Below are 13393 nucleotides of genomic sequence, written 5' to 3' on the forward strand. Positions count from 1 at the left end.
TTAGGGAGGGCGCTGCAAAAATGCAAAGCGCAGGTACCGAAATCGCTGCAAGGGCGATAGGTATAATCGATCAATTCAAGAATTTGGAAGGTCCGCTTTTGCCCATCCTGCATGGTTTGCAGGAGGAATTCGGCTATGTGCCTCCCGAGTCGTTGCCTATCGTTGCCCAGGCGCTGAATATTTCGCGTGCCGAAGTGCATGGCGTTTTCACCTTCTACCACGATTATCGCGATCATCCGGCGGGACGGCATGTGCTGAAGCTCTGCCGCGCGGAAGCCTGCCAGTCCATGGGCGGCGATGCGCTTGCGGCTCTTGCCAAACAGCAACTCGGCATCGACTGGCACCAGACCACTTCCGACGAGGCGGTCACGCTCGAGCCCGTCTATTGTCTCGGCCTGTGCGCATGCGCCCCCGCGGCGATGCTCGACGGCGAGGTGATCGGCCGTCTCGATGCCGAGAAGCTCGAAGAGATAGTGGCCGAGGTGCGCCTATGACCGTGACGATTTTCATTCCACGGGATTCGGGCGCGCTGGCGCTTGGCGCCGACAAGGTCGCGCAGAAGGTCGAAGCGATCATTCGCGAGCGCGGTCTCGATGCGCGGATCGTGCGCAATGGTTCGCGCGGCATGTATTGGCTGGAGCCGCTCGTCGAGGTGGAAACGCCGCGGGGCAGGGTCGCCTATGGTCCGGTCAAGCCGTCCGACGTTGCCGCCCTGTTCGATTCCGGCCTGCTCGAGGGCGGCGTCCATGCGCTCTCCCTTGGCCTGACTGAAGAATTGCCATTCCTGGCGCGCCAGACGCGGCTGACCTTTGCGCGCTGCGGCATAACCGATCCGGTCTCGCTGGAGGATTACCGCAGGCTCGGCGGCCTCGCGGGGCTTGAGGCGGCGCTTGCCATGAACCCCGCCGACATCGTGGCGCAGGTCACGGAGTCGGGTCTGCGCGGTCGCGGCGGCGCTGGCTTTCCCACCGGCATCAAATGGAAGACCGTGCTCGATACGGCTTCGCCGCAGAAATACATCGTCTGCAATGCGGATGAAGGCGACAGCGGCACTTTTGCCGACCGGATGATCATGGAAGGCGATCCCTTCGTCCTGATCGAAGGCATGGTCATCGCCGGCATCGCGGTCGAGGCGACCAAAGGCTACGTCTATATCAGGTCGGAATATCCGCACGCGATCGCCGTGATGAACGAGGCGATCGCCGTCGCCCGCGCGGCAGGCGTTCTCGGCGCCGCCGTGCTCGGCTCGAACCGGGCCTTCGACATGGAAGTGCGGGTTGGAGCCGGCGCCTATGTCTGCGGCGAGGAAACGGCCTTGCTGGAGAGCCTGGAAGGGCGCCGGGGCATCGTCCGCGCCAAGCCGCCGCTTCCGGCGCATAAGGGCCTGTTCGGCCGTCCAACCGTCATCAACAACGTCATATCGCTGGCTTCCGTGCCGATCATCCTCGACAAGGGCGCGGCGTTCTACAAGAATTTCGGCATGGGCCGTTCGCGCGGCACCATACCGTTGCAGATCGCCGGCAATGTGAAGCATGGCGGTCTTTTCGAAGCGGCGTTCGGGCTGACGCTCGGCGAGATCGTCGAGGATATCGGTGGCGGCACGGCCAGTGGCCGCCCGGTGAAGGCGGTGCAGGTCGGTGGCCCGCTTGGCGCCTATTTCCCCGTCTCGCTGTTCGATACGCCCTTCGACTACGAAGCCTTCGCCGCCCGCGACGGCCTGATCGGCCATGCCGGTCTCGTGGTCTTCGACGATAGTGTCGATATGCTGAAGCAGGCACGCTTCGCCATGGAGTTCTGTGCCGTCGAATCCTGCGGCAAATGCACGCCGTGCCGTATCGGGTCGACGCGCGGCGTCGAGGTGGTCGACCGCCTTGCCGCCAATGTGGAGCCGGAAAAGCAGATCGAGGTGCTGACCGACCTCTGCAACACGATGAAGTTCGGATCATTGTGCGCGCTCGGCGGTTTCACGCCCTATCCGGTCATGAGCGCATTGACGCATTTTCCAGATGATTTTCGCCCGGCGCCGCTCGCCGTCGCTGCGGAGTAGGAGTTAACGATGTCCCTTGTTCACGAAGTAGACTATGGAACGCCCGCCTCCCGCTCGGAGAAGATGGTAAGCCTGACGATCGACGGCGTGGAAGTCACCGTGCCCGAAGGAACGTCGATCATGCGCGCCTCGATGGAGGCCGGCATCAGCGTTCCGAAATTATGCGCCACGGACATGGTGGATGCCTTCGGTTCATGCCGCCTCTGCCTCGTCGAGATCGAAGGCCGCAACGGCACGCCGGCCTCCTGCACGACGCCGGCCATGGACGGGCTGGTGGTGCATACGCAGACCTCGCGGCTGAAAGACATCCGCAAGGGCGTGATGGAACTCTACATTTCTGACCATCCGCTCGACTGCCTCACCTGCGCCGCCAATGGCGATTGCGAATTGCAGGACATGGCCGGGGCGGTGGGCCTGCGCGACGTGCGCTACGGCTATGAGGGCGACAATCACGTCTTCGCCAAGGCCGATGGCGTCGCCAATGATCGCTGGCTGCCGAAGGACGAATCCAACCCCTATTTCACCTATGACCCGGCGAAATGTATCGTCTGCTCGCGCTGCGTGCGCGCCTGCGAGGAAGTGCAGGGCACATTCGCCCTGACCATCGAAGGCCGAGGCTTCGGCAGCCGTGTCGCCAGCGGCGCGCATGAAAGCTTCATCGAGAGCGAATGCGTCTCCTGCGGCGCCTGCGTGCAGGCCTGCCCGACGGCGACCCTCACCGAAAAGTCGGTCATCGCCATCGGCCAGCCGGAACATTCGAAGGTCACGACCTGCGCCTATTGCGGCGTCGGTTGCTCGTTCAAGGCTGAAATGCGCGGCGAGGAACTGGTGCGCATGGTGCCGTACAAGGATGGCAAGGCAAATCGCGGTCATTCCTGCGTGAAGGGCCGGTTCGCCTATGGCTATTCGACCCACAAGGACCGCATCCTCAACCCGATGATCCGCGAAAAGGTCACCGATCCGTGGCGCGAAGTGACCTGGGACGAGGCCTACAAGCATGTGGCGAGCGAGTTCCGCCGCCTGCAATATCAGTATGGCCGGAATTCCGTCGGCGGCATCACTTCCTCCCGCTGCACCAATGAGGAAACGTTCCTCGTGCAGAAACTGGTCCGGGCCGGATTCGGCAACAACAATGTCGATACCTGCGCACGCGTCTGCCATTCACCGACGGGCTACGGCCTGAAGCAGACGTTCGGCACTTCGGCCGGGACGCAGGATTTCGACAGTGTCGAGCATACGGACGTCGTCGTCGTCATCGGCGCCAATCCGACCGACGGCCACCCCGTATTCGCCTCGCGCTTGAAGAAGCGCCTGCGCAAGGGCGCGAAGCTCATCGTCATCGACCCGCGCCGCATCGATCTCGTGCGGACGCCGCATGTGCAGGCTTCGCACCATCTTGCGCTGCGTCCCGGCACCAATGTCGCCGTGTTGACCTCGCTTGCCCATGTCGTCGTCACCGAAGGCCTGTTCGACGAGGCCTTCATCCGCGAACGTTGCGATTGGGACGAGTTCCAGGATTGGGCGAGCTTCGTCTCCAGCCCCGAGCACAGCCCCGAGGCGACCGAGGAGCTTTCCGGCGTTCCCGCCGAGGAACTGCGCAAGGCCGCGCGCCTTTTCGCCACCGGCGGCAATGGCGCGATCTATTACGGCCTCGGCGTGACCGAGCACAGCCAGGGCTCCACGACGGTGATGGCGATTGCCAACCTCGCAATGGCCACCGGCAATATCGGCCGCAAGGGCGTCGGCGTTAATCCGCTCCGGGGCCAGAACAATGTGCAGGGCTCGTGCGATATGGGCTCGTTCCCGCACGAACTGCCGGGATACCGCCATATCGCCGATGATTCCACCCGCGAGATATTCGACCGGCTCTGGGGCGTGAAGCTGCAGGACGAGCCCGGCCTGCGCATCCCCAACATGCTGGATGCCGCCGTCGACGGCACCTTCAAGGGCATCTACATCCAGGGCGAGGACATTCTGCAGTCCGACCCGGACACAAGGCATGTGGCGGCAGGTCTCGCCGCGATGGAATGCGTGGTCGTGCACGATCTCTTCCTGAACGAGACGGCCAATTACGCCCATGTGTTCCTTCCCGGCTCGACCTTCCTCGAGAAGGACGGCACCTTCACCAATGCCGAGCGCCGTATCAACCGCGTCCGCAAGGTGATGTCGCCGCTGAACGGCGCCGCCGACTGGGAGGTCACGCAGAACCTTGCCAAGGCAATGGGGCTGAACTGGAACTACACCCATCCTTCCGAGATCATGGCTGAGATCGCGCTGACGACGCCAAGCTTCGCCGGCGTCACCTACGATCTCCTCGACAAGGAAGGCTCCGTGCAGTGGCCCTGCAATGAAAAGGCGCCGCTGGGCACGCCGATCATGCATATCGACGGATTTGCGCGCGGCAAGGGCAAGTTCATCCGCACGGAATATGTGGCGACCGACGAGCGCACCGGTCCACGCTTCCCGCTGCTGTTGACGACGGGGCGAATATTGTCCCAGTACAATGTGGGCGCGCAGACCCGCCGGACCGACAATGTGGTCTGGCATGAGGAAGATCGGCTGGAAATCCATCCGCATGACGCGGAAAACCGTGGCATCAAGACCGGCGATTGGGTCCGCGTCACGAGCCGCGCCGGCGAAACGACGCTGAGGGCGTTGATCACCGATCGCGTATCGCCCGGCGTCGTCTATACGACCTTCCACCACCCATCGACGCAAGCCAACGTCATCACCACGGATTTCTCCGATTGGGCCACCAATTGCCCGGAATACAAGGTCACCGCCGTCCAGGTCGGCGCGTCCAACGGGCCGAGCGACTGGCAGGTGCAATATGACGAACAGGCGCGGCTGAGCCGGCGCATCGCCGTGCTGGACGCGGCCGAATAGCGATGGCATCGCGCCCCACACGGGTCCCGGTGAAGCGCGTGACGCGCCGAGACGCGGCGGGCGGCGGCTTTGCCGGCAATCAGCGCCTGGTGCCGGAGGAAACGCCGGTCGCCTTCAGCTATGGCGGCACCACCCACGCCGTCATGATGGCGACGCCGGCCGATCTCGAGGATTTCGCCGTTGGTTTCAGCCTTTCGGAAGGCATCATCCGTGGGCCGGACGAAATCGAGACCATAGAGGTCGAGGACCATGCGGAAGGCATCGACGTGCAGATACGTCTTGCCGGGGAGGCGGGGCAGGATTTCACCGACCGCCGCCGTCGCATGGCAGGTCCGGTCGGCTGCGGCCTTTGCGGCATCGAGTCGATAGAGCAGGCGCTCAAGCCGGTGGCAACCGTCGCGGCAACCGATCTGCACCTGACGGCAGCCAATATCGCCGAGGCCACGCGCCTCCTGGCCGATTTTCAACCCCTCCACAAGGATACCGGCGCCGCCCATGCCGCCGGCTTCTACATTCCCGACAAGGGCATCGTCATGGCCCGCGAGGATGTCGGGCGGCACAATGCCCTCGACAAGCTTGCGGGCGGGCTCTGCCGCGGAAGGATCGACGGACGGGCAGGGGCCGTCGTCATAACCAGCCGCGTTTCAGTGGAAATGGTGCAGAAGACGGCGATCATCGGCGCTTCGGTCCTCATCGCGGTCTCGGCGCCGACCGCCCTTGCGATACGGACGGCAGAGCAGGCCGGAATGACGCTGGTGGCGCTTGTGCGCGCCAGCGAGTTCGACGTGTTCACGCGGCCCGACCGCCTTGGCCTCGCGCCCGACGGCAGGCCGATCCGCCCCGACGACCACGACCAGCTCGGCGGCAATCACAAGCACAATCCTGATCCGGCGGCCTCGACGCTGGTGCAAAGTCCAACGGTAAAACTGGTGCAATATGGCTAGTGACGCACACAAGACCACAGGCGAAAAGCTGGTTTACATGGCAAACCAGATCGCAACCTTCTTTCACTCGCAGCCGCAGGAACATGCGGCAGACTCCGTTGCCGACCACATAAACCAGTTCTGGGAGCCGCGCATGCGGCAGCAATTGTTCGCGATCCTGGAGCAGGAAGATAACGGCCTCGATCCGCTCGTGATCCAGGCCGCCCATCATATTCGAAGACCAGGGCCGGTTCCGGCCTGAACCCATCGCACATTTCAGTTCTGCCAACCTTGGGAGGGGCGTTGCATGTCTGCAATTGATCAAACGGCTGGCTCGTTGGCCAATCCGGGTATTCTCGACAGGGAAAGAATAATCGCCAAGCCGGGGTTCAACCGATGGTTGGTGCCGCCGGCCGCGCTTGCAATCCACCTTTGCATCGGCATGGCCTATGGTTTCAGCGTGTTCTGGCTTCCCCTGTCGCGGGCGATCGGCGTGGAACAATCGGTTGCCTGCGCCGACCTCAATCTGGTGACCGCCCTGTTCACCACCAGTTGCGACTGGCGGGTCAGCGACCTCGGATGGATTTATACGCTGTTCTTCGTTCTCCTCGGCTGTTCCGCCGCGATCTGGGGCGGCTGGCTCGAACGGGCCGGGCCGCGCAAGGCCGGCGTCGTCTCGGCGCTGTGCTGGTGCGGCGGCATGCTGCTTGCGGCGATAGGCATCGTCACGCACCAGCTCTGGCTCATGTGGCTCGGCGCCGGCGTCATTGGCGGCATAGGCCTCGGGCTCGGCTATATATCGCCCGTGTCGACGCTGATCAAATGGTTTCCCGACCGGCGCGGCATGGCCACGGGCATGGCGATCATGGGTTTCGGCGGCGGCGCGATGATCGGTGCGCCTCTCGCCAATCTTCTGATGAATTATTTCAGGACGCCGGATTCCGTCGGCGTATGGCAGACGCTGGTCGTCATGGCCGCGGGCTATTTCATCTTCATGATGAGCGGAGCCTTCGGCTATCGCATTCCCCCTGCCAATTGGCGCCCGGATGGCTGGACGCCTCCGGAGAGCAAGAAGGCGATGATCACCACGCGTCACGTGCATCTGCGCGACGCCCACAAGACCAGGCAGTTCTGGCTGATCTGGGCCGTGCTCTGCCTCAACGTCTCGGCGGGCATCGGCGTGATCGGCATGGCGTCGCCGATGTTGCAGGAGATCTTCGGCGGACGGCTGATCGGCGCGCCCGATGTCGGCTTCACCCAGCTCGACGCCTCGCAGAAGACCGCCGTCGCTGCCATCGCCGCCGGCTTCACCGGCCTGCTTTCGCTCTTCAATATCGGCGGGCGCTTCTTCTGGGCCTCGCTTTCGGACAGGATCGGCCGCAAGGCGACCTATTATACATTCTTCGTCCTCGGCATCGCGCTCTATGCCCTGGCGCCGACAGCGGCCCATATCGGCAGCCAGGCGCTTTTCGTCGCCATCTTCTGCATCATCCTGTCGATGTATGGCGGCGGTTTCTCGACCATACCGGCCTATCTGGCCGATATATTCGGCACGCAGTTCGTCGGCGCCATTCACGGCCGCCTGCTCACCGCCTGGGCAACCGCCGGCATCGTCGGCCCCGTGGTGGTCAACTATATCCGCGAATTCCAGATCAGCGCCGGGGTGCCGCGCGACCAGGTCTACGACCGCACCATGTATATCCTGGCGGGGATGCTGGCGCTCGGCCTCATCGCCAACCTGCTGGTGCGGCCGCTCGCTGACAAGTGGTTCATGTCGGATGCCGAGGTCGCTGCCCTGCAGGCAAAGACCAAGTCGGCGGAGGCCGGCGCGTCGGGTTCGTTCGGCATCGGCCATGGCGGTCTCGACGCCAAGGCCGCGCTGGCCTGGGCGGCGGTGGGCATACCGATCCTGTGGGGCGTCTGGGTAACGCTGCAACAGGCCGTCATCCTCTTCCGATAGTGCTTGCGAAAGGCCCCGAAAGGGGCCTTTTTCCCAGCCATCGGATGAGGTCGGTTGACAATCATGGCCGAAGTTTAAAGAGTGCCCTCCATCAGGTCAGATGCGGTGGGAGGACGACATGTCCATGCGGTCAGCTATACGGTTCGCTGCGGTTATTCTCGGTTATCTTGCATTGTCCGGCCCGATCGGCGCCGCCGAGATAAACAGGGATATCGTAACCACGAAAGACGGCGATTATTTCGGCTTCGATCTTAGAACCGAAGAGGATCTGACGCTCGACCAGTGCGAGACGGTCTGCCTGGCCGACCAGCAATGCAAGGCCTTCACCTACAATCCCAAGGCCAAATGGTGTTTCCTGAAATCGGATTTCAGCCAGCTGCGCCAGACGCCCGGTTCCTTCGCCGGCAAGGTGGTCGAGACCACGGTGGGCGAGCCGGATATCGGCGCACCGCCGCAACTCGCTTTCGTCTCCGATGCGATGCTCCGCGATGCGCGGCAGGTAAAGGCGAACCTCGCCGTGACCAGGGAGCAGGAGGCGATCGGCTTGGCCGGCCTGCTGGCCGCCGCCCGGCGCGAGTTCAACGTGGACAATCCGCAACCGGCGCTGCAAGCCATGATCGGCGCGCTGGCGATCGCTCCCGACAATGCCGACCTCTGGCTTGAAATGGCGCAGATGGGCAACCGCGCCGGCAAGAACAGCTATATGGCCGGGCAGGCGGCGCTCGCCGCCATCAATGCCTATCAATTGACCCGCACCGCCGAAGCCCGCGCCGGCGCATTGGCGGTCATGGCGGAAGCGCTGGAAAACTCGGCCAATTACCGCGCCGCGCTGAACGCCTACAAGGCGAGCCTTGCGCTCGTCGATTCCGGCCCCGTCAAGGTCGCCTATGAGGATTTGAAGGGGCGGCAGGGCTTTCGGGTCACCAATCATACGATCGATGCCGATAGCGCCAATCCGCGCGCCTGCGTCCAGTTCTCCGAGCCCCTCGTCAAGATGGGAACCGATTACGCGCCCTTCGTGACCGTGAATGGTGCCGCGCCGCGGGCCATGGAAGCCAAGGGCAATGAAATATGCGTGGAAGGATTGCAACATGGCGAGCGTTACAAGCTGGCATTGCGGGCAGGGCTGCCTTCCTCGGTGGGCGAGGCGCTTGAGGGGCAGGTCGATCTCGAAATCTACGTGAAGGATCGCTCGTCGATGGTGCGCTTCACTGGCGACAGCTTCGTGCTGCCGAGCACGGCGCGGCGTGGCATCCCCATCGTCTCCGTGAATACGCAGAGCGCCGATCTCAAGCTTTACCGGATCGGCGATCGCGGTATCGCGCCTTTGCTGACGAGTTCGCAATTCCTGACGCAGGTCGATGGCTACAGCGCGCAGCGATTGCAGGACGAAGCGGGCGAACTCGTCTGGCAGGGCAAGATCGACATCCAGTCCGAACTGAACAAGGACGTGGTCACGAGCTTCCCGGTCGACGAAGCGCTGCCCCAGCGCAAGCCCGGCGTCTATGTGCTGACGGCATCCGCGCCGGAGGCAAAGACCGAAGAGTGGGATGCGAAGGCGACGCAATGGTTCGTCGTCTCCGACATCGGCCTTTCGACCTATACCGGCACCGACGGGCTGAATGTCTTCGCACGCTCGCTCGCCTCCGCCCAGCCGCTGATCGGCGTGGAATTGCAACTGCTCGCCAAGAACAACGAGATACTTGGAACCGCCATAACGGATACCGAGGGCAGGGCCACCTTCAATGCCGGACTGCTGCGCGGCTCCGCGGCCATGGTTCCCGCCGCCATCACGGCCAAGAATGGCGATGCCGATTACGTTTTCCTCGACATGACGAGAGCCGGTTTCGACCTGTCGGATCGGGGTGTGACGGGACGTGCCGCGCCCGGCGCGATCGACATATTGGCATGGACCGAGCGCGGCATCTACCGCGCAGGCGAAACGGTCCACGCTTCGGCGCTGGCGCGCGACAATGCGGCAAACGCCATCGAAAAACTGCCGCTGACCTTCGTGTTCAAGCGGCCGGACGGCGTCGAGGACCGGCGCATGGTCAGCGATGGCGCGAACCTTGGCGGGCATGCGCTTGCTCTCGCCTTGCAGCCCAATGCCATGCGCGGCACCTGGACGATGCAGATCTTCACCGATCCCAAAGGCACGGCGATCGCGGAAAAGCAGTTCCTCGTCGAGGATTTCGTGCCTGACCGCGTCGAGTTCGATCTCGCCAGCGAGGCGAAGGCGGTGGAGGTGGGGCAGGCGACGCCGGTCACCGTGACCGGCCGCTATCTCTACGGCGCACCCGCCGCCGGTCTGGCGCTGGAAGGCGAGATCGCGCTGAAGCCGACGCGCGAGAATCCGGCCTTCAAAGGCTATTTCTTCGGCCTTGCCGACGAAGAGGCCAGCGAAGACACGCGTATTCCGCTCGATACGCTGCAGGATCTCGACGAACAGGGCCGGAGCACGTTCGACGTGTCGCTTGCCGAGGTTCCATCGACGACGCAGTTCCTCGATGCCAATGTCGTCATTCGCATGCAGGAGGCTGGCGGCCGTGCCGTGGAACGCACGCTCACCCTGCCGGTGAAGCCCGAAACGTCGATGATCGGCATCAGGCCGGAATTTTCCGGGGATCTGAGCGAGAACTCGGTGGCGAAGTTCAATGTCATCGGCATCGACGCCGCCGGGGCGAAGCAGGAGATGAAAGGGCTTTCCTGGAAGCTGATCAGCCTCGAGCGCCGGTATCAATGGTATCGCGATGGCAGTTCGTGGAAATATGAGCCGGTCGTTTCGACGAAGCAGGTCGCCAATGGCAGCATCGACGTTTCGGCCGATGGCGCGGAAATCTCCGTTCCCGTCGGCTGGGGCCGTTTCAGGCTCGAAGTCGAGACATCGCAAGCGGATGGACCCGCGTCCAGCGTCGAGTTCGATGCGGGCTATTATGTCGCCGCTACCTCTACCGAAACTCCTGACGGGCTCGAAATCGCGCTCGACAAGGAGGTTTACGCGCCGGGCGACACGGCGAAACTGAAGGTCTCGTCGCGCTTCGCCGGCGAACTCCTCGTTACGGTGGGCGCCGAGACGCTGTTGGCGACGACGCGCGCGACCATCGGCGCGGAGGGCGGCGAAGTGGAACTGCCCGTATCCGGCGATTGGGGTGCGGGCGCCTATGTCACTGCGACGCTGTTCCGGCCGGGCGACGCCCAGGAATCGCGCATGCCCATGCGCGCCATCGGCATCAAATGGCTGTCGATCAATGCCGGCGACCGCAAGCTTAATGTTGCGCTCGATGCTCCGCAGAAGACCGAGCCGCGCAAGCCGCTCGATGTCGCCTTGCAGGTGACCGGGGCTGGCGCGGGCGAGGATGCCTATGTCACCCTCGCGGCCGTCGATGTCGGCATTCTCAACCTGACGCGCTACGAGGCGCCCGATCCTGATGGCTGGTACTTCGGCCAGAGGCAGCTCGGCATGGAGATCCGGGATCTCTACGGGCGGCTGATCGATGGTTCGCAAGGCGCGACCGGCAAGCTTCGAACCGGCGGTGACGGCGCCCAGATGCCCATGCAGGGCAATCCGCCGACGGAGAAGCTGATCGCCTTTTTCTCCGGACCGGTGAAGCTCGATGCGGAAGGCAAGGCGCGGGTAAGCTTCGACGTACCGCAATTCAACGGCACCGCCCGGCTGATGGCCGTTGCCTGGTCGAAGACCGGTGTCGGTCATGCGGTCAAGGACGTCGTCGTCCGCGATCCGATCGTCGTCACCGCCAGCGTTCCGAAGTTCCTGGCGCCGAAGGACCAGGCATCGGTGCGCTTCGACATAGCCAATACCGATGCTCCGGCGGGCGATTACCAGTTGCAGATCGCCGGCAATGCCGCAGTGTCCGTCGATCAGGCCAGTTCGTCCCGGACGGTCAATCTCCCCGTCGGCGGCAAGGCCGATGTCGTCCTGCCGATCAGCGGCAATATCCCCGGCGACGGCGTGGTCTCGGTGAAGCTCACCAATGCCAGCGGCCTGTCGCTGGAGCAGACATTGAACATCCCCGTCCGCCCGGCGACCTTGCCGATGGCGGAGCGCAAGCTGATCACCATTGCGCCCAACACCGCGCTGAAGCTCGATGGCGAGCTTCTGGCGGGCAGCATCCTGCAAGGGGCGTCGGTCAGCCTCAACGTCACGCGGTCGGTGGCCTTTGATATTCCCGGCCTGCTGATGACGCTGGACCGCTATCCCTATGGGTGCGCGGAACAGATGACGAGCCGCGCCTTGCCGCTGCTCTATATGAGCGAACTCGCGAAGAAATCCGGCATTGCAGAGGATGGGGAGGTGCAAAAGCGCGTCCAGGAAGCGATCTACCGGGTGCTCGCCTACCAGTCCTCGTCGGGGAGCTTCGGGCTGTGGCGGCCGGGCACCGGAGATTTGTGGCTGGACGCCTATGTCACCGATTTCCTCACCCGCGCCCGGGAGCAGAAATATGACGTGCCCGAAGCCTCGCTCGTCCAGGCACTGGAGAATCTGCAGAACGCCCTCGGCTATGACGTGAACATAAAGGATCAGGGCAACGAGATCGCCTATGCGCTCTACGTGCTTGCCCGCAACCGCAAGGCGGCGATCAGCGACCTGCGCTACTATACGGACACGAAGCTGGCGGAGTTTCCAACCCCGCTTGCCCGCGCCCATCTGGCGGCGGCCCTGTCGCTTTATGGCGATGTCCAGCGCGCCCAGAGCATCTTCACCGATGCGCTGCAGCAATCGAGCCTTGTGCAGAATGTCAGCCTCGTGCGCTCGGATTATGGTTCTTCCCTGCGCGACGATGCAGCGGTGCTGGCGCTGGCGGCGGAAAGCCGCCCCGTCCCGCCGATCATTCCGCAGCTCTCCAGGATCGTCGCGGAGAAATGGCAGGCCAAGCGCTATACGAGCACGCAGGAACAGACATGGATGCTGCTTGCCGCCCGCGCGATCCAGGAGGGCGACGACACGATCCGGCTCGATGTGAACGGCACCGCGCATAGCGGCGGCTACGTCTCGCGCGTATCGGGAGACGAACTGCTGGCATCGCCCGTCACCGTCACCAATACGACGGCGGAACCGCTGTCGGCGATCGTCACCAGCGTTGCATCGCCGGTGCAGCCGCTGCCCGCCGGCGGCGACGGCTTCACCATACAGCGGACCTATTACACGCTCGACGGCCAGGAAGCGAACGTGACGGAGGCCCGGCAGAACGAGCGCTATGTGGTCGTGATCAAGGTGACGGAGAACAATCAATGGCCGTCGCGGGTACTGGTGAGCGATCTGCTGCCTGCCGGTTTCGAGATCGACAATCCCGGCCTCGTCAACAGCGCCAACCTTTCCAATTTCGACTGGATCGGCGAAGTGCAGGCCGCCCATACGGAATTCCGCAACGACCGGTTCGTGGCCGCGTTCGACCGGGTGGCGAAAGACAATGACGACATCACCCTAGCCTATGTCGTCCGCGCGGTGACGCCGGGCCGGTACAGCCATCCCGCCGCCAGCGTCGAAGACATGTATCGCCCGCAATTCTCGGCAAGGACGGCAACCGGCTTCATGGAGGTCACGGCGGCACGATAATG

General features: G+C 63.6%; 7 protein-coding genes. All 7 read left to right on the forward strand.

Going from position 1 to position 13393, the window contains the following annotated elements:
* The first annotated feature begins 20 nt into the window (after positions 1-20).
* The 7 genes from OSJ75_RS13080 to OSJ75_RS13110 all read left to right on the forward strand — a co-directional run bounded on the left by OSJ75_RS13080 (position 21) and on the right by OSJ75_RS13110 (position 13391).
* Positions 21-494, forward strand: a complete 474-nt coding sequence (locus tag OSJ75_RS13080; RefSeq protein ID WP_267228378.1) for a formate dehydrogenase subunit gamma — start codon at positions 21-23, stop codon at positions 492-494.
* On the forward strand, positions 491-2047 hold the full coding sequence (locus tag OSJ75_RS13085) for a formate dehydrogenase beta subunit (protein ID WP_250015121.1): 1557 nt from the start codon (positions 491-493) through the stop codon (positions 2045-2047). The genes OSJ75_RS13080 and OSJ75_RS13085 overlap by 4 nt, the downstream gene beginning before the upstream one ends.
* Positions 2048-2056: 9 nt before the next feature.
* Entirely contained in the window at positions 2057-4933 is a 2877-nt protein-coding gene (gene fdhF / locus OSJ75_RS13090; protein WP_250015119.1) for a formate dehydrogenase subunit alpha, read from the forward strand.
* A 2-nt stretch (positions 4934-4935) separates the two neighbouring features.
* Complete coding sequence (fdhD, locus tag OSJ75_RS13095; protein ID WP_267228379.1) at positions 4936-5877, forward strand: formate dehydrogenase accessory sulfurtransferase FdhD; 942 nt, start codon at positions 4936-4938, stop codon at positions 5875-5877.
* A complete protein-coding gene (locus OSJ75_RS13100) occupies positions 5870-6118 on the forward strand; it encodes a formate dehydrogenase subunit delta (protein ID WP_267228380.1) in 249 nt (82 codons plus the stop codon). Before fdhD ends, OSJ75_RS13100 begins: the two co-directional genes overlap by 8 nt.
* 45 nt (positions 6119-6163) lie before the next feature.
* Positions 6164-7816, forward strand: a complete 1653-nt coding sequence (locus OSJ75_RS13105; RefSeq protein ID WP_250015116.1) for an OFA family MFS transporter — start codon at positions 6164-6166, stop codon at positions 7814-7816.
* 124 nt (positions 7817-7940) lie between these two features.
* On the forward strand, positions 7941-13391 hold the full coding sequence (locus OSJ75_RS13110) for an alpha-2-macroglobulin family protein (RefSeq protein ID WP_267228465.1): 5451 nt from the start codon (positions 7941-7943) through the stop codon (positions 13389-13391).
* Positions 13392-13393 lie beyond the last annotated feature (2 nt).

This window comes from Phyllobacterium sp. 0TCS1.6A (assembly GCF_026420825.1).
GTDB lineage: Bacteria > Pseudomonadota > Alphaproteobacteria > Rhizobiales > Rhizobiaceae > Phyllobacterium.